This window comes from Streptomyces sp. NPDC050508 (genome assembly GCF_040655155.1).
In the GTDB taxonomy this organism is placed as follows: Bacteria; Actinomycetota; Actinomycetes; order Streptomycetales; family Streptomycetaceae; genus Streptomyces.
Window position 1 is genome coordinate 584,195 of record NZ_JBFAJJ010000004.1, and the last position, 26,078, is coordinate 610,272.

General features: G+C 69.6%; 17 protein-coding genes. 11 read left to right on the plus strand and 6 right to left on the minus strand.

All coding sequences use genetic code 11. The annotated features are described in order from the left end of the window. Window positions 1-4 precede the first annotated feature (4 nt). The 6 genes from AB0I69_RS15000 to AB0I69_RS15025 form a co-directional block, all read right to left on the minus strand. The gene (locus tag AB0I69_RS15000; protein ID WP_363096032.1) at window positions 5-919 is read right to left on the minus strand and encodes a carbohydrate ABC transporter permease; all 915 of its coding nucleotides are present in this window, start codon (window positions 917-919) and stop codon (window positions 5-7) included. Then, window positions 916-1,848, minus strand: coding sequence for a sugar ABC transporter permease (locus tag AB0I69_RS15005; protein ID WP_363096033.1), 933 nt, complete (start codon window positions 1,846-1,848; stop codon window positions 916-918). Before AB0I69_RS15005 ends, AB0I69_RS15000 begins: the two co-directional genes overlap by 4 nt. Beyond that, complete coding sequence (locus tag AB0I69_RS15010) at window positions 1,845-3,230, minus strand: extracellular solute-binding protein (RefSeq protein WP_363096034.1); 1,386 nt, start codon at window positions 3,228-3,230, stop codon at window positions 1,845-1,847. The genes AB0I69_RS15005 and AB0I69_RS15010 overlap by 4 nt, the downstream gene beginning before the upstream one ends. A gap of 32 nt (window positions 3,231-3,262) precedes the next feature. After that, on the minus strand, window positions 3,263-4,360 hold the full coding sequence (locus AB0I69_RS15015; RefSeq protein ID WP_363096035.1) for an enolase C-terminal domain-like protein: 1,098 nt from the start codon (window positions 4,358-4,360) through the stop codon (window positions 3,263-3,265). Window positions 4,361-4,410: 50 nt separating this feature from the next. Beyond that, a complete protein-coding gene (locus AB0I69_RS15020; protein ID WP_363096036.1) occupies window positions 4,411-7,806 on the minus strand; it encodes a discoidin domain-containing protein in 3,396 nt (1,131 codons plus the stop codon). Between the two features lie 65 nt (window positions 7,807-7,871). Next, window positions 7,872-8,600 (minus strand): FCD domain-containing protein, encoded by a 729-nt coding sequence (locus tag AB0I69_RS15025; RefSeq protein ID WP_363096155.1) that lies wholly within the window; start codon window positions 8,598-8,600, stop codon window positions 7,872-7,874. A 294-nt stretch (window positions 8,601-8,894) separates the two neighbouring features. Between AB0I69_RS15025 and AB0I69_RS15030 the strand changes: the two genes are divergently transcribed. The 11 genes from AB0I69_RS15030 to AB0I69_RS15080 all read left to right on the plus strand — a co-directional run bounded on the left by AB0I69_RS15030 (window position 8,895) and on the right by AB0I69_RS15080 (window position 26,077). After that, entirely contained in the window at window positions 8,895-9,539 is a 645-nt protein-coding gene (locus AB0I69_RS15030) for a hypothetical protein (protein ID WP_363096037.1), read from the plus strand. Next, complete coding sequence (locus tag AB0I69_RS15035) at window positions 9,536-10,522, plus strand: aldo/keto reductase (RefSeq protein ID WP_363096038.1); 987 nt, start codon at window positions 9,536-9,538, stop codon at window positions 10,520-10,522. The genes AB0I69_RS15030 and AB0I69_RS15035 overlap by 4 nt, the downstream gene beginning before the upstream one ends. A gap of 873 nt (window positions 10,523-11,395) precedes the next feature. Then, window positions 11,396-12,895, plus strand: coding sequence for a sugar transferase (locus AB0I69_RS15040; RefSeq protein ID WP_363096039.1), 1,500 nt, complete (start codon window positions 11,396-11,398; stop codon window positions 12,893-12,895). A gap of 70 nt (window positions 12,896-12,965) precedes the next feature. Next, the gene (locus AB0I69_RS15045) at window positions 12,966-14,282 is read left to right on the plus strand and encodes a nucleotide sugar dehydrogenase (RefSeq protein ID WP_363096040.1); all 1,317 of its coding nucleotides are present in this window, start codon (window positions 12,966-12,968) and stop codon (window positions 14,280-14,282) included. After that, window positions 14,272-15,537: a glycosyltransferase family 4 protein gene (locus AB0I69_RS15050; RefSeq protein ID WP_363096041.1), complete on the plus strand. Its 1,266-nt coding sequence runs from the start codon at window positions 14,272-14,274 to the stop codon at window positions 15,535-15,537. The genes AB0I69_RS15045 and AB0I69_RS15050 overlap by 11 nt, the downstream gene beginning before the upstream one ends. Beyond that, window positions 15,534-16,904 (plus strand): Wzz/FepE/Etk N-terminal domain-containing protein, encoded by a 1,371-nt coding sequence (locus tag AB0I69_RS15055; RefSeq protein WP_363096042.1) that lies wholly within the window; start codon window positions 15,534-15,536, stop codon window positions 16,902-16,904. The genes AB0I69_RS15050 and AB0I69_RS15055 overlap by 4 nt, the downstream gene beginning before the upstream one ends. Further along, window positions 16,901-18,421 (plus strand): Wzz/FepE/Etk N-terminal domain-containing protein, encoded by a 1,521-nt coding sequence (locus AB0I69_RS15060; protein ID WP_363096043.1) that lies wholly within the window; start codon window positions 16,901-16,903, stop codon window positions 18,419-18,421. Before AB0I69_RS15055 ends, AB0I69_RS15060 begins: the two co-directional genes overlap by 4 nt. A gap of 3 nt (window positions 18,422-18,424) precedes the next feature. Continuing rightward, window positions 18,425-20,359, plus strand: coding sequence for an asparagine synthase (glutamine-hydrolyzing) (gene asnB, locus AB0I69_RS15065; protein WP_363096044.1), 1,935 nt, complete (start codon window positions 18,425-18,427; stop codon window positions 20,357-20,359). A gap of 17 nt (window positions 20,360-20,376) precedes the next feature. Beyond that, complete coding sequence (locus tag AB0I69_RS15070; RefSeq protein ID WP_363096045.1) at window positions 20,377-22,569, plus strand: bi-domain-containing oxidoreductase; 2,193 nt, start codon at window positions 20,377-20,379, stop codon at window positions 22,567-22,569. Next, on the plus strand, window positions 22,566-24,521 hold the full coding sequence (locus AB0I69_RS15075) for an alginate lyase family protein (protein ID WP_363096046.1): 1,956 nt from the start codon (window positions 22,566-22,568) through the stop codon (window positions 24,519-24,521). Before AB0I69_RS15070 ends, AB0I69_RS15075 begins: the two co-directional genes overlap by 4 nt. 8 nt (window positions 24,522-24,529) lie before the next feature. Beyond that, window positions 24,530-26,077: a right-handed parallel beta-helix repeat-containing protein gene (locus AB0I69_RS15080; RefSeq protein ID WP_363096047.1), complete on the plus strand. Its 1,548-nt coding sequence runs from the start codon at window positions 24,530-24,532 to the stop codon at window positions 26,075-26,077. The last annotated feature ends 1 nt before the right edge of the window (window position 26,078 follow it).

Consider the following 26,078-nt stretch of genomic DNA (forward strand, 5'->3'; position numbering starts at 1 on the left):
CCGCTCATTCCTTGCTCGATCCGGCGAGCATCCCGGACACCAGCGTGCGCTGCGAGAAGACGAAGAGCACCAGCACGGGAAGGATGGCGACGATGATGGCCAGGGCGAGTTCGGGGATGGTGACGTTCAGGCCGGCGCCCGCGACGGGGTTGAACGACGGTGTCGAGGTGAGGAGTTGGTTCAGGCCCACCTGGACGGGGAACTGCTCGCTGTTCGGCAGGACGAGGTAGGGCAGGAAGAAGTTGTTCCAGTTGCCGACGAAGCTGAAGAACGCGACCAGTCCGACCACCGGTTTGGCGAGCGGGAGTGCGATGCGTGCGAAGAGCTGCCACTCGGTGCAGCCGTCGATGCGCGCGGCGGACAGCAGGTCCCTGGGGAGGCTGCTCCCGAAGTAGATGTAGACCAGGTACACGCCGAACGGATAGAAGGAGAAGGGGAGTATCACCGACCAGATCGTGCCGATGAGGTGGAAGCGGTTGAGTTCCAGGAAGATCGGCAGCACCAGGGTGGCCTGCGGCATGATCATGGTGACCAGGGTGATCACGAGGAGCGTCTTGCGGCCCCGGAACTTCGTCAGCGCCAGCGCGTAGCCGGCCGGAACGCTGACGGCCAGCGTCAGGACGAGTGAACCGCCCGAGTAGACGGCCGAGTTGAGCAGCCACCTCGTCATGGCGCCGTCCTGGAAGGCGAACAAGTGCCGCCAGGCCGTGCCTATTTGGTGGAACGAACCGAACGAGAGCGGGTTGTCCCGCACCACTTCGCCGGCGGTCTTCGAAGGCGCCAACAGCAGCCAGATCACCGGCAGTACGAAGAACAACAGGAGCAGGGCGAGGAGGAGTCCTACGACCAGGAAGGGCAGGGTCCTGGAAAGGCGGACACGCCGCTTCACGGCCGTCGGGGAGAGAGCGGTCTGTGTCATTTCTCGTCCAACTTGAACAGGTTCGAGCGAGCGACCAGCAGCCCGGCGGCGAGAAGGCCTACGGCGAGGAGGACGACGGAGATGGCGGCGGCGCCGTTGAAGTCGCCCTGCTGGAAGGCGTAGACGTAGGCCAGTTGGTTGGGCGACCAGGTGGGGCTCACCCTGCCGAGGCTTGCGGTCTGGAGCAGTTGGGGTTCTACGAACAGCTGGGTGCCCGTCGCGAAGGCCATGATCGTCATGTAGACGATCCACTGCCGGATCATCGGGATCTGGATGTGCCACGCGGTGCGCCACGGGCCCGCACCGTCCATGCGGGCCGCTTCCAGCACCTCGTCGGGGATGTTGTTCAACGCCCCGTACATCACGACCATCCAGCCTCCTGCACCGGTCCAAAAGGCGATCAGCATCAGGACCAACGGCAGGTTGCCGGGCGCCAGGACGGCGGCGAACGTCTTGAACCCCAGGGCGGTGAGCAGCCGTGACACCGGGCTGACGTCGGGGTCCAGCATGAACAGCCAGACCAGCACGCTCGCCACTCCGGCGAGGGCGCCGGGGATGTAGTAGAGGAAGCGGAAGAGCGCCGAGGTGCCCGGACGCACGCGGCTGCGCAGGATCACGGCGGTCAGCACGACCAGCACGACGAGGGTCACCAGCCACATGACCAGATAGACCAGCATGTGGGTGAAGGCAGGGGCGAAGCGGTAGTCCTGGATGACCTTCGTGAACTGGTTGAGCCCGGTGAACTGGCCCCGGTCGTTGGTGAGAGACAGGTAGAACGCGTACCCGGTGGGGAAGACGCCGAACGCGAGCAGCAGCACCGCGTAGCCCGCGACGAAGAAGTAGCCCGCGCGACCGCCGCCCTTGCGCCGCGGGGTGGTGCGGCGGCGCAAGGGGGAGACGGTGACGCGCTCGGTCTCCAGCAAGGTCACTGATCGACCACCTTGTAGCCCTGGGTCCTGGCCTCGTTGGCGATCTCCCGCTGCCAGGCCGGCAGCGTCTCGGTCAGGGTCTTCCCGGAGGTCAGCGCGGGGAGGACGACGCTGGACCAGGCGGTGGAGTCCGAGAACCTGGTGTTCGACCAGCCGGTCCACACCTCGTTCGCGGCCTGCTCGAACGGCCCGCTCACGCCATTGGCGAAGTAGTCCTTGTTGGCCGGGTTGGCCAGCCATGCCTTCGCGGCCTGGGAGTAGGCCGGGTAAGTGGGCGCGGCGGCCTGGTTCGCGTCGGAGGTGGTCAGCCAGGTGACCAGGTCCGTGGACGCCTTGAGGTTGGCGCTGTGCGAGGACACCATCCACACACCGCCGCCGACGTTGCCCGTGGCAGCCGTACTCTCTCCCTTCCAGGTCAGCGGGGGCGCCGCGGCCATCTGCTTGGCCGGGGTCTTGAAGCCGGCCTTGAAGAGGTACTGGCCGTACCAGGAAGGGCCGTACGCCATCAGGACCTTGCTACCGCTGTTCTTGGCGAAGCCCTGACTGAAGAAGCCCTGCGTGGCGACGGCCTTGGCGCTGATCAGGTTGTCCAGCAGTGTCGCCATCCGGGTGCACTTCGGGTCCTGGAGGTCGGTGCGCAGGGTGTCCGGCTTGGTGAGGTTGAACGCCGGGCACTGGCCCGACCAGAAGTACGACTCATGGGAGTTGGTGTCGCCGACCGAGCCGACCAGATAGCCGGGGTGCTCCTTGGCGACCTTCGTGCCGAGGGCCTCGTAGTCCTCCCAAGTAGTGGGGACCTGGTAACCCCACTTGTCCATAAGGGACTTGTTGTACCAGAGGACGACCTGCGCGATGTCGTTGCGCATGCAGTAGGTGTGGCCATTGAACTGACAGGGCGTCAGGGAACCCTTGGCGAAGCCGTCGAGCGTGCTCTGCGGGACGAGCTTGTCGTCCAGGGGCGCGGCGAACGGCTGCGCGCCCGGCTTGGTGGCCTCCGATGCCCAGGTCACGTCGGTGGGCGAGCCGAACACCACGTCCGGCCAGCCGCTGCCGGTCCGGTCGAACAACTGCACCTTCGACTGGAGGTACGTCGATCCGTCGGCCCCGCCGTCGTACGTGACGATCTTCATCTTCACGTCCGGGTGCGCCTTCTGGTACGCCTGCACCGACGGCAGCCGGGTCGAGTCGGCCCACACCGTGATCTGCGAACCGGCCTTCTGCGTGGCCGACTTGAACGTCGGTTGAGCAGAGGAGGACTGGGTGGTGGTGTCGGCGCTGGCGCAGCCGGCCAGGGCGGCCGCGGTGGCCAGGGACAGCGTGACGGCCGCCGTGCGGAGCAGCGAGTGACGTCGGCTGGTTCTCGGGGATCGGGAAGACTCCATCGTCTTGCCTTGCCTTTCTGTTCTTGCGCCGCTCAGCGCGGTTGCTCGACGAACGGCAGGAGTTGGCTGCCGTAGCCGAAATCGAGGGGGAGGGCTATGCCGGGCCCCGTGGGGGCGTGCACCAGGCCCTGGTCGTCCACGTGGCGCTCACGGACGACGTTCACCGAGGTCACCAGGGACTCGTAGTAGGTGGTGTTGGAGATGGCCATGCACAGGTGGTGGTTGGGAATGTCCGAACCGTGCACCTCGGCCCGCAGCCGGTAGGCGTCGGCGAGATGCGCGGTGCGCATGGCGCCGGTGACACCGCCCCGGAGGGTGGTGCCCGTCCGTACACCGAACGTGGCGGCACCGGATCGGATGAAGTCCGCCGCGTTCATGTGCGCTCCGTCGGAGGTCTCGGCCACCAGGAGCGGTACGTCGACGGTCTCGGCGAGCCGCTGATAGGCCGAGATGCTGAACTCGCGGATCGGCTCCTCGTACCAGAGGTAGTCGGCCTCGGAGAGCGCCCGCCCCAGCCGGATCGCGTCGGGCAGGTCGAAGCCCGCTGAACCGTCGTACATCAGAGGGACGTCGGGACCGACGTGCTCGCGCAGGGCCAGGCACAGTTCCGCGTCACGGCGGGCGTCACCCCAGGCGTGCAGCTTGATGCCTCGGTAGCCGAGCTCCAGGCACTGGTCCGCCACGTCGAGGAACTCCGCGATGCCGGCGAACGTCGAGGTGGAGGCGTAGGCGGGGATGGCATCCCGGAAGCCGCCGAGCAGGCGCCAGACCGGCTCGCCGTGGTAGCGGCCGGCCAGGTCCCACAGGGCGATGTCGATCAACCCCAGGGTAGGGAGCGGGAGTTCGTGGATACGGTCCAGCTCCCACACCCGGTGCCACAGCCACTCCCGCTGGATCGGGTCGGCCCCGACCAGTTCCGCACGGAAGACCCGGTCCACCAGGTCCCGCAGGGTGGAGTAGGCGCCCGGCCGGGCGAACGCCGCCACGCCCTCGGCTCCCTCGTCCGTCCCGATGTGCAGGACCGCGCCGTCGCCCACCGGAGCGCTGCCGCTCAGCCCGTCGCGCCAGCGGAAGGGCGGACTGGCTGCCGGAACATCGATCCGGTGCACTTCGACATGGGTGATCTTCATCCTGGCTTTCGTCTTCTGTAGGGAAACGTTTTGGCTGGAGAGCTGCGTGCTCAGAAGCCGCCGTACGCCTGGAGCGCGTAGACGCTGCCGCCGTTGCCGCTGGAACCGGTGACGGTCAGCCGCAGATAGCGCGCGGTGACGGGTGTGTCGGCGAAGGAGTAGACGGTCGACGACGAGGTGGCGGCAGAGGTGTGGTCCTCGAACAGGGACCAGGTCGTGCCGTCGGTGGAGTACTCCAGGCGGTACTTGTAGCCGCCGGACAACTCGAAGGTGGTCACCACGCTGGAGACTGCGGTGTCCTTGCCCAGGTCGACCCGGATCCAGGACGGATCGGGCAGGCCCGCGCCCTGCGCCCAGCGGGTGGAGGGATTCCCGTCGACCGCCTTCTCGGGCGCGTGGTCCGCGTCGTACGCCGACGAGGCGATGACCGGCTTGTTCAGGGCCAGGTCGTTGTCGGCCGGTGTGGTGACGACGGCCGCCTTGCTCGGGTCGGAAGTGTTCAGCGCCTCGTCGCGCGCTACGACGGTGAAGGAGTACTGCGTGTCGGCTGTCAGACCGGAGACCCGCAGCGTCGTGGCGTCGGTGACACCGATCCGCTTGCCGTCCTGGTAGACGACGTAGCTGGTGACGCCGGTGTCGTCGGTGGCCGCGGGCCAGCTGACGTCCACCAGGCTGGGCAGCAGCGGCTTGACAGTGGGCTGTCCGGGGGCAGTTGGGGCCGTGTGGTCCGTGACGGTCCTCGGGGTGCCGTAGACCTGGAAGTCGTAGATGCTGCCGCCGTTCCAGTTGGAGCCGGTGACGGTCAGCCGTACGAAGCGGCCCGCGATCGGGGCGTCCGTGTGGGCGTAGTCGGTGGCCGCCGTGGTGTTCGCGGTGGTGCGGTCCGCGAGTGTCTTCCAGTGGACCTCGTCGGGGGAGACCTCGATGCGGTACTTGTAGCCGCTGGCCTTCTCGAAGGTCGTGATCGCGCCGTTCACGTCGTACGACGCGCCGAGGTCGACCTGGATCCAGGACGGGTCGGGCAGGCCCAGGCCCTGGGCCCAGCGGGTGGACAGGTCTCCGTCCACCGCCTTTTCCGGGGTGTTGGCCTCCGAGTACGACGAGGCGGTGATCGGCTTCTTGAAGGCGAGGTCCGTGCCCGAGGGCATGGTGACGTGCAGGGTCGGGCTGGGAGCGGACTCGTTGCCGGCGGCGTCGCGGGCGGTGATCCGGAAGGCGTACGTCTGCCCGGCGGTCAGGCCCGGGAGGCGTACCGAGGTCTTGCCGGTGGCGCTGATGAGCTTGCCGTCGCGGTAGACGGAGTAGCCGGTTACGGCGGTGTCGTCGGTGGATGCCGCCCAGGTGAGGTCTGCGATCGTCGGGAAGTCGGTGACCGCGCTCGGGGTGCCGGGGCTGCTGGGCGCCTGGTGGTCCGTGGCGTCGGGGCCCGGGTCGAGGTGGCGGTAACTCGGTTGCAGGCCCGCGTTGTTGACGATGGAAGCGGGCAGTTGGGCGCAGGAGTCCACGGTGGTGTTGCCGCTGATGGTGCTGCCCGTGCTGTTGGCCTGGGCGGAGTAGGCGGGCTGGGTGGTGTAGTTGCCGGTGGCGTTGATGTCCATGCCGTGATTGAGGAACAGCCACTGGTAGGCCACGTCACACAGGGCGTTGCCGGTGTTCGTCCAGTACCGGCTGCCTTCGTCGTGGTAGATCGCGCCGTAGGCGGGCGGTGGTGTGCCGTGGATGTAGTTGCCGGACACCAGGCCGCCGGGGTTGGTGCTGAGGGTGTAGATGGCGCCGCCGTCGGCTTGCGACTTCATGATGTCGTAGATCTCGTTGTCCGTGACCTGGGTGTCGCGGCTGGTCGTGGGGGTGTCCCAGATCGGAACGCCCAGATTCCCGGGGTAGTTGGTGTCGCCGCCCTGGTCGGTGAGGCCCCAGCCCCAGCCGACGGAGATACCGGTGTAGGGCAGGTCGTAGACCTTGTTGTGGGTGATCGTGGTGTGGTCGGTGTAGCCGGCCAGGATGCCGATGGAGCCGTTGTACTGGTCGGCGACCTTGGTGACCACGTTGTTGTCGACCCTGGTGTCCTTGGTGATGTCCCGGGAGTCGTCGGGGTGGGCATCGATCACCGCGACCCCGCCTATCTGGATGCCGGTGGCGGCGATCTCGCGGAAGACGTTGCCCGTGATGTCGGTGCCCTGGGTGCCGGTGTTCAAGTTCAGCCCGACCGCGCCGAGATGGGTGAAGGTGTTGCCCTCGAAGGCGATGCCGTGGCCGTAGTCGACGTTGACGGCGCCGGGCGTCTTCTGCCACTTCAGGCGGGTCGCGTCGAAGTCGGGGTCGTTGCCGACCATCCGGAAACCGGCCTGGCCCTCGATGAGTCCCTCGGAGGAACTGGGCGCGAGCCAGGTGGAGTAGGAGAAGGTGATGCCCTGGAAGGACACGTTGCTGACGGGGTCCGTCCTGGTGCCGTTGAGGTCCACCAGGTCCTGTACGAGCGGCACGGTGACGGTCGCGGTGGACAGGTCCTGGCCGGCCTTGGGCATGTAGTAGATCTCGCCCTCGCCCTTGTCCAGGTACCACTCACCGGGGGTGTCCAGCAGTTCGCGGGCGTTCTCCAGCCAGGTCGGGTTCTGGATCTCCTGGCCCTGCTGGAGATGCGCGTTGTGCCAACAGGGCTGCTGCATCGTCATCTTGTAGTCGGCGATCGACTGCACGGGGCAGCGCATCAGCTTCCAGCCCCAGGAGTTGACGACCTCCAGGTCCGAGGGACGCTTGTAGGCGTTGAGCGCGGAGTCGGTGAAGGCGTAGCCCGTGGACGTCTGGCTGAAACCGGCGGGGTTCTTGCCGCTGCGCGCCCGGGTCTCCAACTCGCCGTCCACATACAGCTGGCGGGTGTCGATGTCGCCCACCTTGGTCTTGTAGACCTTTCCCGCCGAGTCGGCCGGGGTCCAGCCGGTGACCTGCTTGCCCCCGCTGATCACCGGGTGTGCGCCGGGGGCGGCCTCGTAGACGATCCTGTGTCCGTCGCGGCCGGAGTCCTGGGCGGTCAGGGCGAAGGTGCGGCTGAGCTGGTAGGTGCCGGACAGGAGCCGGACGTGGATGTCGCCCTTGGCCTTCTGCTTGACGTCGCGCACGTAGTCCCGTGCGTGGTCGAGGGTCTTGAAGGGGTGGGCGGCGGTTCCCGATCCCACGTCCCGGCCGGTCGGGGAGACGTAGACATCGAGGTCCGGCGACCGGGGAGCCGCCTGGGCCGGTACGGCATTCAGCAGGGCGGCCACCGCGGCCACCGAGACGGCGGCCGTGAAACTTCTTCGCAGCGGCGTGAAGGCGCCCCTGCGCGCAGACGGATGAGACACACGTATCCAATCGCCTGAGGGAGGTTGATACCTGCAAGTCCTGCAAGTCCCGGTCGTCCACCGGGACTTCAGGGCGTCGGGCGGCCCGGTCGCTGTGCCGCGGCACATGCGGGGTCGGCCGGTTTACGGGGCTGCTGCCTCCGCGGACGGCGGCGGAGCCTCGGTGCTGCCACTCATTCAGAGCGCCCCGGAGGTCCCTCGGGGGTCGCGGGAGCGCCAGGACTGAACAGCCGGTCGCGGATCTTCCTCTCGAACTGGCTCTGTGTGGTGGCGATGTGTTCCACCATCAGCCGCTCGGCGAGATCGGCCGCCCCCGCGGCGACCGCCTCCGCTATGGCCACATGCTGATGTGCGGCGACCTCCAGCGATCCGGGCACGTCACCGTGGAAGAGCAGTACGTCGGACTGGGACGCCAGGCGCCGCACGCCGGCGACGCTCGCCCTGAGGAACACGTTGTGCGAGGCGGCGCCCACCGAGTCGTGGAAGGCCGCGTCCGCCTTGGCGAAGGTGTCCACGTCGTTCATCGTGGCCGCCGTCAGGGAACTCTCCGCGCTCTCCCGGATGGCCCGGACCTCGATCGGGGTGGCGTGGGAGGCGGCACGGCGTGCTGTCTCCGACTCGATCACCTTGCGGTAGTCCAGCAGCATCCGGACGTCTTCCATGCTGGTCGGCCGGAAGTGCGAGAGCTCGTCGTCCAGCAGTCCGCCGACCGACGCGGCGACGAAGATGCCCGCGCCTCGCCGCACGGTGAGCCGGCCGATGGCCGCCAGGACCTTCACGGCCTCGCGGGTGACGTTGCGGGACGCTCCCAGGATCTGGGCCAGGCCCTGTTCGGTGGGGAGGCGGTCGCCGGGGCGCAGGTTCTGCTGAGCGATGTACTCCAGCAGTTGTTCCGCGACCAGTTCGTACCCCGGGCGGTAGGGATGTGACGTTGCGTCATCTTCCTTGCCAGGAGCCGGTGTTGAGCCGCCTGTCGAGTCGCTTGCCGATTCAGTCAAGGCGAACCCCCTCTTGTGCCACGGATTAATCAGGTTCATTTTCGGTGGCCAATATGGCACTGCCGTTGTGAGTTGGGAAGAGGTCGGACAGATGTCAGGCAGAGGCCCTGCGTAGAACCCATCAAAACGGAATGAACTACGCACGTGTGTCAGGGTGTTGCGCGAAATGGATCCCATCCTTAGGGTCCTGCCTGGCAGATGAAGCAGATCCTTCCTCATGCGGTACGCGATGCCGGGTGGCTCCTGCACATGGCGGCCGATGAACGCTGCCCGTACGCATACGAAGGAGACATCGTGGAAGTGGGAGCGCCCGTCGCCATTGCCGGGACCGGTGCGCAGGGCGGTATCGAGGACAACACCGACGACGAGTGGCATCGGGTTTTGGACATCGACGTCCTCGGACCTGTGCGTGTCACCCGGGTCGCGCGGGCGCTGTGCTCGGCCGGCAAGGGCCGCCTGTCCGGCTTCGCCCGGCGCTGCATCCGTCTCGGGCACCGCCCTGACCGTGGGCGGTGGTATGGACGGGCTGCGGCCGCAGCTGCCGCTTCGGCTTCGGGAAGAGGGCTGATGAAAGTACAGTGCTTCGCTACCGTGGTGCGGCCCCCGGTGTGGCCGGCGCGCCCCGAGGTCCGCCGAGGCGTCACGTCGGTCGCGGTAGCCGGTCCCGGCCGCGACGTTCTCCTCCGCCTCGGCCAATCGCCCTCCACGGTGCGGGTCTTGCGCGAGTTGTCCGACGTCCGGTGCGTGCTGGATCCCGCCGGCAATCCTGTCGTGAGTCCGGACGGCCTCGTCTTCCGGACCGGCCGAGCCCCGGCCGCACGCCGGTACGGAATCGCCTCGTGAGGGCCCGCCCACTCGGTCGTACGAGCGTCCGTGTCAGCACGCTGGGATTCGGTGCCGCCCCCATCGGCAATCTCCACAGTCCGATGGACGACTGCCAGGCGCAGGCCACCCTTGAGGCTGCCTGGGACGTGGGGGTGCGCTACTACGACACCGCCCCGCACTACGGCCTCGGGCTCTCCGAACGGAGACTCGGCGACGCCCTCGCTCACCGTCCACGGACGGAGTTCACCATCTCCACCAAGGTCGGCCGACTGCTGGAACCCCACCCGGCACCCACCGGATCCGACCTCATGGCAGGAGGTTTCGCCGTACCCGACACGCTGGTTCGCCGCCCCGACTACTCACGGGACGGTGTACTGCGAAGTCTGGAAGGCAGCCTGAACCGTCTGCGACTGGACCATGTGGACATCGTCTACGTCCATGATCCTGACGACTGTCTGGAAGCCGCCCTCGGCCAGGCCCTGCCCGCGTTGATCGCTCTGCGCGACCAAGGCGTCATCGGCGCCGTCGGCGTCGGTGCGAACACGGTCGCCCCGCTGCTGCGTATCGTCGCGGAAGCTGAGGTCGACGCCGTGATGGTGGCCGGGCGATGGACCCTTCTCGACCGCACAGCTCGCCCCTTGCTGGACGCGTGCGCCGACCGTGGGGTCGCGGTGGTGGCCGCCGCCCCGTTCAACTCCGGTCTGCTCAGCCGTCCTTACCCCGCGAGTGATGCCACCTTCGACTACGGCCCCGCCTCGGAATCTGCACTGCGTCGTGCTCGGCTTCTTGCCGGGGTCTCCGCTCGACACGGCACCGCGCTTCCTCACGCCGCCCTGCGGTTTCCGCTGCGTGACCCCGACGTGGCCTGCGTGGTGGCGGGTTTCCGTACCCCTGACGAGGTCGTGTCCGCGGCCCGTTGGGCCGCCACCGATCTGACCGAGGAAGCATGGCTGGACCTCGACGCGGCAGCCGCACGGGCGGCAGAAGTCCCGCCTTCGTAGGAGTGGCTGAAACAGCGTGACGTGCGAGCTGTCTCCGGTCCGCCGCCGGGCCGTTCGGCCAGTTCCTCGCGTGACCGGAATCGGCTCCCGTGCCGGCGAAGGCCGGTAACCGGATCCTTCACGGCGTTCGCGTGTGGCGATCCGATCGGCCCTTGCGGCACCAGTACGCGAATGCCCCGCCTGCCGGGGCGAGTTCGGACGGCTCGGGAGGAATGATTCGCGTCAGTCCGGGTCGCATCCGATGGCGTGCGGAGCGGGGAAGCGCAGCTTCCGATTGCCGTCGGTCGATGTCGGGGCACCTTGGATTGTGGTGCCAACGGCTCGGACAACTCCCGCAATCACAGGCCGCAAGACGTTTCTTCCGTCGCCGAGGCCCCCGCAGACCGTTGCCGATCTGTGGACCCGGCTTCAAATCTTGAGCACAAATTCCACACAGACCTCTCTCCAGGAGGGCCCGGATGGTCTAGATTGACCGTGCTTCGTCAGGTGGGACACCAGGCGACAAATAACGATCTATGGGTCCGACGGTGCAGACGGCCAGTAGCCGCGTCTCTCGTGCCGGACGTGGGGGTGATCGATTCTTGGAGCCTTAGGGGGCTTGGGGCACGGGGAGCATCCGAAGTCACGACCGATTTCGGTGCACCTCAGGAGCCTGGCAGCCGGCAGGACCTGCGAGTCCGCTGTAGCCAGGGGATTGCTCACACAGCTCCGAACAGCCGGGACGCCATGCGCAGGGGGCGATGGTCTTCCGAGGGGGAACAGTGCGGTGGGGCCTCCCGAGGGGAGGCACAGTGCGGGGGGCGGGGACCCTCCGCAGGGGGCGGGACAGTGTGAGGCGAACACGCCTGATCACTGGGGACCTTGGGGGGTTCTGTGCGGCAGGGGGGAATAGTCGGCCCTTTTCCGTCGGCGCGCGGGCGTCTTGCGGACGGGGCGATCAGCCAGCCGGCGACCGATTGGGAGCAGCGGTACCGCCGTACCGTGATCTTCAGCGACACCGTGGCCACCGCCTTCGTGGTGGGGGCGATCGGCGACTTCTTCGGGGCCCGGGACGCGGCCAACTGGCATGAGAAGTGGGGCATTCTCGCCTTCGGCACCCAGGTGCTGGTGCTGGGCGCGCTGGCAGTGAGCCGCTCGTGGTCCCCGGCCGTACTCGGTCAAGGCGCCGAGGAATTCCGCCGGTTGGGACGCTCGCTCTTCACGGCGACCGTCGTCCTGGCGCTCGGCGGGATCGCTCTGACCTCGCGCAACATCAAGCTCTGGATCTTCGTCGCGATCCCCGCGATCGCGATCGTCACCATGACCGAGCGGTATGTGCTCCGTCTCTGGCTGCACAAACAGCGCAACGACGGACGCTGCCTGAGACCGGTGCTCGCTGCCGGGAGCCCGGCAACCGTCCGCGACCTGATCAGCCGGACCCGCAAGTTCCCGCACCTCGGCTGGCGGGTGGAGGCGGTGTGCACGACGGACGGCCGCGGGCTCGACGGCGACGAACACGGGCTCGACGGCGACCAGTTGGACGGAGTGCCGGTCATAGGCCTCCTGGAGGACGTCGCCAAGCACGTCCGCCACGACGGCTACCGCGTCGTCGCGGTCACACCCGACCCGCACTGGTCACCGCACCGGCTGCAGCGGCTGGCCTGGAACCTCGAAGGCAGCGACGCCGAGATGATCGTGGCCCCCGTGCTGATGGAGGTGGCCGGCCCGCGGCTGCACGTCGACGCGGTGCTCGGGATCCCGCTGCTGCGGGTCAGCATGCCGACCTTCACCGGAGGCCGGCGGGCGATCAAGGGGGTCGTGGACCGACTGGGCGCAACGATCCTGCTGCTCGTGTTCGCGCCGCTGATGTTCCTCGTCGCGCTGCTCGTGCTGACGGACAGCCGGGGCGGGGTGTTCTACCGCCAGCGCCGGGTCGGCAAGGACGGCCGCGAGTTCACCATGCTCAAGTTCCGCAGCATGGTCGTCGGCGCCCACGGGGCACGTGCGGCACTGGCCGCTCGCAACGAGGGCGCGGGTCTGCTGTTCAAGCTCCGCCGGGATCCGCGGGTGACCCGGGTGGGAGCGGTGCTGCGCCGGTACTCGCTCGACGAGCTCCCGCAGCTCTTCAATGTGCTCACCGGATCCATGTCGCTCGTCGGCCCCCGGCCTCCGCTGCCGGAGGAGTGCGCCGCGTACGACCCGGACATCCGAAGACGGCTGCTCGTCAAGCCCGGGCTCACCGGCCTGTGGCAGATCAGCGGACGCAGCGACCTGCCGTGGGAGGAGGCCGTGCGCCTCGACCTGCGGTACGTGGAGGACTGGTCGCTCGCCCTGGACACAGTGATCTTGTGGAAGACGCTGCGTGCCGTACTCCACGGGCACGGGGCCTACTGATGCGCGGGGGTCGTCCGACCGGCGCGCGGACCGCAGGCCACAAGGGCCTGACTGGGGGGAGAGACGGAGCATGAGAGTCAGCGTTTTCGGGCTCGGATACGTGGGCTGCGTATCGGCCGCGTGCCTGGCCAGCATGGGCCACGAGGTCATCGGCGTGGACGTGAACCAGGTGAAGGCCGACCTGGTCAACGACGGCAAGGCCCCGGTGGTCGAGGAGCGGATCGGCGAACTCATCGCCGAGGTCGTGCGGACCGGAGCGCTGCGCGCCACCGACGACGTCCGCGAGGCGATCGAGGGCAGCGAGGTGTCGCTGATCTGCGTGGGCACCCCGTCGGAGCCCAACGGCAGCCTGTGCACCACCTACTTGGAGCGGGTCACCGAGGAGATCGGCGCCGCGCTCGCCGAGCGGGGCGGGCGGCAGACCGTCGTGTTCCGCAGCACCATGCTCCCGGGCACCTGCCTGAACCTGCTGGTGCCGATCCTGGAGAAGCACGTCGGCGGCACCGCCGGGGTGGACTTCGGGGTCGCGGTCAACCCGGAGTTCCTGCGCGAGGGCACCAGCGTGAAGGACTTCTTCGACCCGCCGAAGACCGTCATCGGCGAACTCGACCCGGCGAGCGGCGACGCGGTGGCGGCGCTCTACGACGGCCTGCCCAACGAGGTGTTCCGGGTGCCGATCCCGACCGCCGAGGCCATCAAGTACGCGGACAACGCGTTCCACGGCCTCAAGATCGGCTTCGCGAACGAGCTGGGCGCCGTGTGCCAGGCCCTCGGCGTGGACTCGCACCAGGTGATGGACGTGTTCCTCGCCGACCGCAAACTGAACATCAGCCCCGCCTACCTGCGGCCCGGCTTCGCCTTCGGCGGCTCCTGCCTGCCCAAGGACCTGCGCAGCCTGGTCCACGCGGCACAGCGGGCCGACGTCTCGGTACCCATCCTGTCCCACGTGCTCGCCTCCAACTCCGACCATCTCCAGCGCGCGGTGGACCTGGTCGAGCGCACCGGCAAGCGCAAGGTGGGAATGTTCGGACTCTCCTTCAAGCCCGGCACCGACGACCTCCGCGAGAGCCCGCTCGTCGAACTCGCGGAGCGGCTCTTCGGCAAGGGCTACGACCTCAAGATCTACGACGCCAATGTGAGCCTCTCCCGGCTGCTCGGCGCGAACCGCGAGTACATCGAGAGCCGGCTGCCGCACCTCGCGCAGCTCCTCGCCGACTCCGTCGACGAGGTGCTCGACCACGCGGAGGTGTGCCTGGTCGGGAGCAAGGACCCGGCCGTACTGGCGGCCCTGCCCCACGCGGACGGACCGATGATCGTCGACCTCATCCACCTTCCCGACGCCGAGACGCGCCGGACCGAACCGGGGTACATGGGCCTTGCCTGGTAACGCGAGCAGCAGCGACGGCCTGGGCCGGCGCGCGCTGATTCTGGTGGAGAACCTGTCGGTGCCGTTCGACCGGCGCGTGTGGCAGGAGTGCACGACGCTGCGCGACGCGGGCTGGGAGGTCCACGTCATCTGCCCCCAGGGGGAGAAGCGGGACACGGAGCCGGAGGCGGTGATCGACGGGGTGCGGATCCACCGCTACCCGTTGCGCGCGGCCACCGGAGGACCGGCCGGCTACCTGCGGGAGTACGGATCGGCGCTGTGGCACACGGTCCGGCTGGCCCGCAAGGTCGGCCCGGTCGACGTGGTCCACGCCTGCAACCCGCCGGACCTGCTGTTCCTGCCGGCCCTGTGGATGAAGCGGCGCGGCGCGCGGTTCGTCTTCGACCAGCACGACCTGGTACCCGAGCTGTACCTCTCCCGGTTCGACCGCGGCGAGGACCTGCTCTACCGCGCCGTGTGCGCGCTGGAACGACGCACCTACCGGGCCGCGGACATCGTGCTCGCCACGAACGAGAGCTACAAGGACGTCGCGCTGAGCCGCGGCGGCCGACGGCCCGAGGACGTCTTCGTGGTGCGCAGCGCGCCCGCGACCGACCGCTTCCAACCGGTGCCGCCGGAACCGGAGTTGAAGCGCGGCAAGCCCCACCTGCTGTGCTACCTCGGCGTCATGGGCCCCCAGGACGGCGTCGACTACGCCCTGCGGGCCCTCGCGAAACTGCGCGACGAGGTCGGCCGGACCGACTGGCACGCGGTCTTCGTCGGCGCCGGCGACGCCTTCGACGCGATGGTCGAACTGTCCCGGCAACTCGGTCTCTCCGACCAGGTGCAGTTCACCGGACGCATCCCGGACGCCGACCTGGTGCGCTACCTGTGCACCGCCGACGTGTGTCTCTCTCCCGACCCGCACAATCCGCTCAACGACGTGTCGACCATGAACAAGGTCCTGGAGTACATGGCGATGGGGCGGCCGATCGTCTCGTTCGACCTCCGGGAGGCGCGCGTCTCCGCCGGTGACGCCGCCGTCTACGCGCCCGCCAACGACGAGGCCCAGTTCGCCAAGCTCATCGCGCTCCTTCTCGACGATCCGGAGAAGCGGGCCCGGATGGGCACCATCGGCCAGGAGCGGATCAGCGGCCCGCTGTCCTGGAGCAACTCGCAAGCGTCGCTGCTCGCCGCCTACGCCGCCGCCTGCCGGGACCAAGCCCCGGTGTCGGCGGGTGGGCCGCTCCGTACGGGGAAGAGGCCGCACCATTGAATGAGGACACGATCCGTCTGGTCACGATCGGACGGATTCTCCGTCGGCGGTGGCGGCTGCTCGCCGTGGTCGCCCTGGTGGGTGCGCTCTTCGGCTACGGCACCTCGGTGCTGCTGCTTCCGCCGCGCTACACGGCCGAGGCATCGGTACTGCTGCCGGGTCAGTGGGAAGAGCGCGAACTGCTGACCCAGGTGGACATCGCGACCAGCTCGGCAGTGGTCGACCGCGTGGCCACCACCCTCGCCTGGAAGGGCGTCAGCGGCGCCGACCTGCAGGGCAAGGTGACCGCCAAGGCCGACGACGGGAACATCATCAAGATCTCGGGTACGGCCGACACCCCGGAGCGCGCGCAACGGCTCTCCGACCAGCTGGCCCAGCAGTTCGTCACCTTCGCCGTACGCATCGCGGGCGGCGACACCGACCCCGCGGCGGACACGGCGACAGAGGCGCTGCGCAAGCAGGTGGCGGAGACCAACCGCCGTATCAGCGACCTGGCCAACGCGGCCGATCCGGGGCAGAGCGTGGAGAGTGTGCAGGCGCGCACGGAACTCGAAGGGCTGCGCACCGGGCTGCAGGACGCCATGAAGAAGCTGGAGGAGGCCAACCCGGCGACCGCCAAGGCCAGCATGGTCGTCATGGGGCCGGCACCCCGGCCGACCGGCGCGGCAGCACCGACCAGGACACAGCTCATCGCCGCCGGGGCACTGCTGTTCTTCCTGCTCGCGGTCGTCGGCCATCTCGCCGCCGCACGCGTGAGCCGCCGGCTGCGTACCGAAGCGGAGATCGCCGCGGCGCTCGGCTCGCCGTTCCTCGGCACCGTCGACGTGCCCGCTGAACCGCGCGGGCACCGGCCCGAGAGCCATGGCTCACGGGCCCGGCTCCGCCGGCTTCTCGGCATGGACGTCCGGTGGGACATACCGGCCCCGCAGAGGTCCGGCGACGAGGCCGAGAGAAGCATCCGCTACCGGCGCGTGTGCGCTCGCCTCCGGGACCAACTACCCGCCCCCCGGCGACTGTTGGTCGTCGTACCGGAAGGCGACGAGGTCGCCCGCCGGGCCGCCGGGCAGCTCGCCGCGGCGGTCGAGAACGATCCGCTGCTGCGGGTGGTGGAGGTGTCGGCGGACCGGCCGATCGTGCCCGACCGCGACACGGAGTCCGGAGCGCTGGCCGTCCTCAGCGCGGGCAGCTGGACCGCGGAGGAACTCGCCGACATAGCCGAGGCGTGTGCGGACGGCGGCCACGAGCTCGTCGGCGTCGTCGTCGCCGGCACGGTCCACACCCGTCCGACGCGGACCGCGGGCCGACCTGCGGACGAGGCCACCTTGGCGTTCGCCGTCCACGGCCACGCGACGGGAGGTTCAGCGTGATGACGAGCACGACTTCGGAGTCGTCGGCCACCACTCCGCTCCTCGACCTGCAGGCACTGGTGGTCGCGGTGCGCAGACGCCGCCGCCTGTGGAGCGCCATGGCGCTGTTCGGACTGCTGCTCGGCGCGGTCGTGGCGGTCCTGCTGCCGCCCGCCCCGGCCGCGGTGACCAAGGTGCTGGTCGCGCACCAGGAGGACCAGCCCAACGACACCGGAACGCTGATCCGCACCGACGCCCAGCTGCTGGCTACCTCGCGGATCGCCGGCCAGGCTCTGCGGATCCTCAAGTCCCCGGAAAAACCGGCGGACTTCATGGCGGACTACCGGGGCACCGGACTGACCAACAACGTCCTCCAGATCGATGTGACGGGCAAGACCGACGCGGAAGCGGTGGCCCGCGCCAAGGCACTGGCCGAGGCGTTCGTCGCCGACCACGCCAAGCGCATCCAGGCCATCGCCGACGCCAACGCCAAGGGCCTGCTCGACCAGCGTGACCGTATGCAGGCGGAGCTCGCCGACGTCAACAAGACGATCGCCGGCCGGACGCCCGACACCGACCCCAAGGACTCGGCGAACCTCGAATCGCTCTTCGCCCGGCGGGCCGAACTCACCTCACAGATCTCCGACTTCGGCCAACGCGCCGAGGAGGCACGCGTCGGCGCACCCCAACTCGTCGCCGGCACCCAGATCGTGGACGCCGCGCGCGCGGTGCGGCACTCCCTGCCCAAGGCCGTCGTCACCGACGCCGCGATCGGAATGATCCTCGGGCTCTTCCTCGGGCTCGCGCTGGCCGCGGTCACGGTGGTGGTGGCGGACCGGCCCGTGCTGCGCCGGGACATCGCGGGGAACCTCGGTGCCTCGGTCATCGCCGAACTGCCCCGCCGGTCGGGCAGGCTGTGGCAGCGCCGACGGACCCGGGTGGCACGCGAACGGCTCACCACGACGCTGACCCGCACCGCGCGCGGCTCGGCGGAACCGCTGTCGCTGCTGGAACTGGGCTGTGCGCGCAGCACCAGCGTGATCGCCCTGAGCCTCGCCCGGGCACTGGCGGCGGACGGGCCGGTGGTCGTCGTGGACGGTCTCCCCGGCACGCAGCTCGCCCGCCACCGCCCGAAGCCGGGAGACCCCACCGTGGTCGGCGGCGAACAGGTCACGGCCGTGTCGCCGCAGGACTTCCGGATCGGTGTCGGCTCGGTGGCGCCCGGCACCGCGTGGACCGACCTGCAGTATCTCGGCACCCAGACCGTGCTCGTCGTGCGTGCCGGGCACGGCAGCGCCGCCTGGCTGCACACGGTGGCGCGACAGCTCGCGGACCAGCGCATTCCGGTGATCGGTGTGGTGCTGATCGACCCCGATCCGCGGGATCGGACCGACGGCACCCTGTGGGACGGGCTGCACACCGCGCTGCGCGGCCGGAGCGAGCGGCCGGCCCGGCAGAACGGCACGGGCCTGCGCCGCACGGAACGGCAGCCGATACGGGCCGCACGGGTCCCGGACGACGACCAGGAGGTGAGGTAGGACATGTGTGGCATCGCAGGCACGTACCGATGGCCGGACGGAAAGGCCGTCACCGACCGGCTCACCGACACCCTCGCCCACCGCGGCCCGGACGGCGCGGGCCGCTACGGCCACCCCGTCGGTGACGCCGAAGTACAGCTCGGGCACCGCCGGCTGGCCATCATCGACCTGTCCGAGACCGGCGCCCAGCCGATGGTCTCGGACGGCCTCGCCCTGACGTACAACGGCGAGCTGTACAACGCGCCCGAGCTGCGCGCCGAGCTGTCGGCCACCGGGGTGCGCTTCCGCGGTACCTCCGACACCGAGGTGGTCCTGGAGGCCTGGCGGCGCTGGGGCACGGACTGCCTGCCCCGGCTGCGCGGCATGTTCGCGTTCGGCATCTTCGACGAACGCACCGGTGAACTGGTGCTCGCCCGCGACCAGTTGGGCATCAAGCCGCTGTTCCTGCTCCGGCGCGGCGGGGGCCTGATGTTCGCCTCCGAGCTCAAGGCGCTCGCCGCCGCGACCGGCAAGTCGCTGGAGGTGGACCAGGCGGCGCTGGTCGCCTCGCTCCTCTACTACTGGGTGCCGGACTCCCGCTGCGCGTTCCGCGAGGCGGAGAAGCTCCCGCCGGGAAGCTGGCTGCGCTGCCGGCCCGACGGCCGGGTGGAACGCGGCAGCTTCTGGAACCTGAAGGACGTCGCCGCCGAGGGCCGTGACCGCGCCCTGGCCGGTGAACAGCCGGACCTCGCCGCCGTCGTCGAGGAGTCGACCCGCCGCCACCTGCTCTCCGACGTACCCGTGGCGACCTTCCTCTCCGGCGGCCTCGACTCCAGCTATCTGACCGCGCTGGCGGCCCGCCACCAACCCGGGATCTCCGCCTACACCATCGGATTCCGCGCCGAGGACGCCAAGTTCGAGGCGATGCCCGACGACCTGCGCTACGCCCGGCAGGTCGCCGAGCAGTTCGGCGTCGACCTGCACGAGATCGAGATCGCCCCGAACGTGCTCGACCTGCTGCCGCAGATGACGTACAGCCTGGACGAGCCGATCGGCGACCCCGCCGCGATCAACACGTACCTGATCTGCATGGCCGCCCGCGAGGCCGGGGTCAAGGTGATGCTCTCGGGGATGGGAGCGGACGAGCTGTTCGCGGGGTACCGCAAGCACCTGGCCAACCTGCTCGCGGTGCGCTACCAGCGCGTCCCCCGACCGTTGCGGCGCGGGGTGTCCGGGGTCGTGGACCGGCTGCCGGTCGCCTCGGCCCGCCGGGGTTACCGGTCGGTGCGTTTCGCGAAGCGGTTCCTCTCCTTCGCCGGTCTGCCGGAGGAGACCGCGTTCCGGCGCAGCTACACCATGTACGACCAGGACGAGCTGCTCGCCCTGATCGACCCGGACCTGGCCGGGACGGTCGACGACGTGATCACCGAGCACACGGACGTCTACCAGGACAACGACCTCGACGACTTCGTCAACCGCATGTGCCTGACCGACGCCCGCATGTTCCTGCCGGGCCTGAACCTCGCGTACACGGACCGGTCGAGCATGGCCGCCTCCACCGAGGTACGGGTGCCGTACGTGGACATCGAGGTGGTCAAGGCGGCGTTCGCCGTGCCCGGTGACCGCAAGATCGTCGGACGACAGGGCAAGGCCGTCCTCAAGGAGGCGGCCACCTCGGTCCTGCCCAAGGAGATCGTGTACCGGCCCAAGGGCCTGTTCAGCGCCCCGCTGCGCGCCTGGATGAGCCGGGACCTGGCACCGCTGGTGCGCGAGGTGGTCAACGACGGCCTGCTCGTCAGTTCCGGGTTCCTGCGCCGCGACGCGCTGGCACGCATGGTCGCCGAGGACGCCGCCGGACAGGCGGACTACTCCAAGCATCTGTGGCACGTACTGACCCTTGAGTACTGGTATCGCGACGCGACCTCCGGGTCCGGCCAGAGCACTCGGTTGACCGCTTAGGAATGAGGAGTTCTCGGGTGAAGCAGGTCGTACAGAACTACAAGAGCGGCGAGCTGGCGGTGCTCGACGTTCCGGTGCCGGGGTGCAAGCCGGGCGGTGTGCTGGTCCGCAGCGCCTTCTCGCTGATCTCCACCGGTACCGAGCTCATGAAGGTCTCCGAGGCCGGCATGTCGATGCTGGGCAAGGCCCGCTCCCGGCCGGACCAGGTGGCCAAGGTCATGCAGAGCGTGGCCACCAACGGGGTGCCCGCCACCTACCGCAAGGTGATGGGCAAGCTGGACTCCTACACCCCGCTGGGCTACTCGCTGTGCGGGGTGGTCGAGCAGGTCGGCGCCGGGATCGACGACGTGAAGGTCGGCGACCTGGTGGCCTGCGCCGGCAACGAGCACGCGCTGCACGCCGAGTTGAACTGGGTGCCGAAGAACCTCTACGCCCCGGTCCCCGACGGCCTCGCACCGCGGCACGCGGCCTTCGGCACCGTCGGGTCGATCGCGATGCAGGGCGTCCGCCAGGGCGAGCCGCAGCTCGGCGAGGTGGCGCTGGTCATCGGCCTCGGACTGATCGGGCAACTGGTGGTGCAGCTCCTCACCGCCGCGGGAGTCCGCGTGGTCGGAGCCGACCCGGACCCGACGCGCTGCGAACTCGCCGGGCGCCTGGGCGCCGCGGCCTGCGGCGACCCCGCGTCCCCGGCCGTGGAAGCCGCCGTCGTCGAACTCACCGACGGCCACGGCGTGGACCAGGTGTACCTGGCCGCCGGCGGCAGCAGCAACCAGCCCGTCGAGCTGGCCGCCCACCTCTGCCGGGACCGCGGCCGGGTCGTCGACATCGGCAAGTGCCGCCTTGACCTGCCGTGGAACGCGTACTACGAGAAAGAGCTCGACGTCCGGTTCTCGCGCAGCTACGGCCCCGGGCGCTACGACCCGGAGTACGAGCTGGAGGGCCGGGACTACCCGATCGGCCACGTGCGCTGGACCGAGCGCCGCAACCTGGCCTGCTTCCTCGACCTCCTCGCCCGCGGCAGCGTCGACGTGGAGCCCCTGGTCTCGCACATCGCCGACTTCGACGACGCCGTAGAGACGTACCGGCGCTTGAAGGACGGCGAACTGAAGGCCGTGGCCGTGCTGTTCCGGTACCCCGAACCCGAGGGGGTGGCGGAAGAGGCGGGGACCCCGGCGGTCGTCGTGCCCGCGGTGAAGCGAACCGGCGGCGGAGCGTCCACCCCGGCCCGGGCCGACCGGACGCCGGTGCGCCTCGCGTTCGTCGGCGCCGGCAACTACGCCACGTCGATGCTGCTGCCGCACCTGGCACAGCGCGAGGGCGTCGAGCTGTCGACGGTCGTCACCACGACGGCGCTGTCCGCGGCCAACGCGCAGCGGAAGTTCGGCTTCGCCGAGGCCACCACCGATCTCGACGCCGTGCTCGGCGACAAGTCCATCGACGCGGTGTTCGTGGTCACCCGGCACAGCTCGCACGCCGAACTGACCCGCAGGGCACTGCTGGCAGGCAAGACCGTGTTCGTGGAGAAGCCCCTGGCCCTCACCGAGGACGAGCTGGCCGGAGTGCTCGCGGCAGTGGAGGAGTCCGGCAACGACCGCCTCCAGGTGGGCTTCAACCGCCGGTTCGCGCCGCTGCTCCAGGAGAGCAGGAAGCGGTTCGGCGCCCGGACCGGTCCGGCGAACCTGCGCTATCTGGTCAACGCGGGCAAGCTGCAGGGCGGCAGCTGGTACCTCCGGCAAGGCACCGAGGGCTCGCGGTTCGCCGGTGAGGGCGGGCACTTCATCGACACGGCGAGCTGGCTGCTGGAGGCCGACCCGATATCGGTGTACGCGACAGCCGCGCCCGGCAACGAGGACCTCCAGGTCCTCCTGCGCTACCCGGACGGCTCCACCGCCACCATCAGCTACGTCACCACCGGCGCCCCAGGCTTCCCCAAGGAGACCCTGGACCTGGTCGCGGACGGCAAGGTACTGCGGCTCGACGACTTCGTCCGCGCCTCCGTCCACGGCCCCAAGAAGTGGGTCAGTTCGCGGCTGCCCAAGGCCCGGGACAAGGGCCAGAACGCCGAACTGGCCGCGTTCATCAAGGCGGTTCGGACCGGCGGACCGATGCCGGTGCCGCTGGAGTCGCTGGTCGCCACCACCTCGGCCACCCTCGCCGTGCAGACGGGCCTGGCCGGCGGTGCGCCGGTGACGCTGGCGAGGACACCATGACCATGAGCGCGGGCTGGTACCTGCGGCGACTGTCCCGGATGGGACCGCAGGAGGTCCTGGGCAGGGCGGGCGACGCCGTGCGCAGGCGGCGTTGGCGGGCGACGCGGCCGGACGCCCCGAGCGTGACCGGCGCCCGGTTCACCGCGGTCCTGCCCGCGGGGACGATCGCCGCGGTGCCACCGGACGCCGCGAAACGACTCGTCGCCGAGGCGGACCAACTGATGTACGGGCACGCCGAGTTCTTCGGGGTGGCCCGCGACGACCTCACCGACCCGGACTGGTCGTACGACCCGAAGACCGGGCGCCGGGCCCCGTCGGGCTACGCCTTCGACGTGCCGTACCGGAACGAGGACGTGGCCGGGGACATCAAGCAGATCTGGGAGCCGTCCCGGCACCAGTACCTCACCGTGCTCGCCGCCGCCTACGCGGTCACCGGGGACGAGCGGTACGCCGAGCGCGTCGCCGAGCACCTGCGGTCGTGGTGGGCGGCCAACCCACCACTGCGCGGCGTGCACTGGATCAGCGGCATCGAACTGGGCATCCGGCTGCTGTCCTGGGTGTGGATCCGCCGGCTGCTCGACGGCTGGCCGGGCGCGGCCGAACTGTTCGAGGGCAACCCGGTCGCCCTGAACCAGATCTGGCACCACCAGCGCTGGCTGGCCGCCTTCCCCAGCCGGGGCTCCTCGGCGAACAACCACGTCATCGCCGAGACCGCCGGACAGTTCGCCGCGGCCTGCGCCTTCAACTGGTTCCCCTCCTCGGCGCGTTGGCGCGCCGGCGCGCTGCGCTCGCTGGAGCGGCAGCTGCGCGCCAACACCTTCGACTCCGGCCTCAACCGCGAGCTGGCCACCGAGTACCACGGACTCGTGCTGGAACTCGGCCTGGCCGCGGTGGCCGAGGCCGATGCCGCAGGCGTGCCGGTGCCCGAGTCGCTCCGGCTGGTGCTGCTGCGGATGACCGACGCGCTCGCCGCCGTAGTGGACAACCGGCTGCGCCCGCCCCGCCAGGGCGACGCGGACGACGGCTTCGGCCTGATCCTGGACGGCGAGGGCACCGACCGCTGGGGCTCGCTCCTCGCCACCGGCGACGCCGTGTTCGGCCGGCTCGACTGGTGGCCGGAGGTGACCGGCACCGACGTGCGCACCCCGTTGCTGGCCGCGCTCGTCCGGCCGTACACGAAGGACGGAACCGCCCGCCCGGCGACCAGGCCCGCCCACTTCGCCGACGCGGGACTCACCGTCCTGCGCGGCCCGGGGGAGATCTGGTGCCGCTGCGACGGAGGTCCGCACGGCTTCCTGTCCATCGCCGCGCACGCCCACGCCGACGCGCTGTCCGTGGAGGTCCGGCACGACGGCATCGACGTGCTCGCCGACCCGGGGACGTACTGCTACCACGGGCAACCCGAGTGGCGGCAGTACTTCCGGTCGACCCTCGGCCACAACACCCTCCAACTGGACGGCGGTGACCAGTCCGTCTCCGGCGGCCCGTTCCTGTGGACCCGGCACGCCCGCACCCGCGTCCTGGACGTGGACAACTCCCGTGAAGAGGTAGCCCGTTGGGCCGCCGAGCACGACGGCTACCAGGGCTCGGTGCACCGCCGCCGCGTGGAGCTGACGGCCGCGAGCCAGGAGCTGAAGATCGTCGACGAGGTGCGCGGCCAACACAGCCCGCGCCGGGACGTACGACTGGCGTTCCACCTCGGCCCGGCCGTCGCAGCGGACCTGGTGGGGCACCGGGCGGTGCTCACCTGGATCCGGGACGGTGAGGGGCGTTCCGCGGAGCTTGACCTGCCCGGGCAGTTGTCCTGGCAGGCGCACCGCGGCGAGACCGAGCCGCCGCTGGGCTGGTACTCCGCCGGATTCGGGCGCAAGGAACCCACCACCACGCTGGTCGGCACCGGCTTCGCCGAGGGCACGGACGGGTTCACCACCGTGCTCAGGTTCCACGGCTAGGGGGGCGCGTGGGGAACAAGAGGCGGCACTGGGCGTTGGCGGTGGCACCGCTGACGCTGGCCCTGCTGGCGGCGACCGGCTGTGAGAGCACGTCGGGAACCAAGGAGGACCCGAAGGCCGCGCCGTCCGCGTCCGCGTCCGCCGTGTCCGCGGCCCGATCCGTGGCCCGGGTGTGCGCCAACCCCGCGGCCGGACCGGCGAAGGCACCGGCCGGCGCGGTGACCGTGGACCCCGCGGTGGTCGGCGACCTCGCGGCGAAGACCAAGAACAGCCCCCCGAACACCACGTTCTGGCTCCGACCGGGCAAGCACAGGCTCGACCCGGACCGCTACGCCCAGGTCATCCCCAAGAAGGGGGACCGCTACCTCGGTGCGCCGGGCGCGGTGCTCGACGGCCGGAAGAAGAACCAGTACGCGTTCACCGGTACGGCTCCCGATGTCACCATCCGCTATCTGACCGTGCAGGGCTTCGTCGCGCCGCAGGACGAGGGCGTGGTCAACCATGACTCGGCCGACGGATGGGTGATCGAGCACACGACGATCCAGGACAACTCCGGTGCCGGGCTGATGGCCGGTGCCCGCCAGCAGGTCCGCGCCGACTGCCTGCGCGACAACGGCCAGTACGGCATGAACGCTTACAAGGGCAACGGCACCATCACCGGCCTGGTGGTCCAGGGCAACGAGATCACGGGCAACAACACCGGTGACTGGGAGCGGCGGAAAGAGGGCTGCGGCTGTACCGGAGGCATCAAGTTCTGGGCCGTCAACGGGGCCGAGGTGAGCGGCAACTGGGTGCACGACAACCGCGGAGCCGGCTTGTGGGCGGACACCAACAACAACGACTTCCTGATCGAGAACAACGTGATCGAGGCCAACGACGGTGCCGCACTGATCTACGAGACCAGCTACAACGCGGTCGTCCGGGACAACACGATCCGGCGGAACAACTGGGTCGAGGGCCGCAAGGCCGCCAGCGGCGGCGACAACTTCCCGTACGCGACCGTCTACCTGTCCGAGTCCGGCGGCGAACCACGGGTCCCGGCCCGTACCAACAAGATCGAGATCTACCGGAACGTGCTGGAGAACAACTGGAACGGGATCACCCTCTGGGAGAACGCCGACCGGTTCTGCAACAGCCCGGCCAACACCTCGTCCGGTGACTGCACGCTGCTGGTGAAGAAGACCGACAGCTGCGTGAGACCCGCGATCAACAAGGCACCGCTGTACTCCGACTGCCGGTGGAAGACCCAGCGGGTGGACATCCACGACAACCACTTCGTGCTCGACGAGTCCGTCGTCAAGTGCACGGAGCGGTGCGACCGCATGGCGGTGCTGTCCAACTACGGCACCTATCCGGACTGGTCGCCCTACCACGGCGAAGGGGTGGCCGACGCCATCACCGAGCAGCAGCACAACCGCTGGCACGACAACGTCTACGTCGGGCCGTGGAAGTTCGTCGCCGAGGACCAGAGCAAGGTGCTCGACTTCGGGCAGTGGCAGGCGACGCCGTACCAGCAGGACAAGGGCAGCACCCTCGACCTACAGGCCGGTGGTTGAC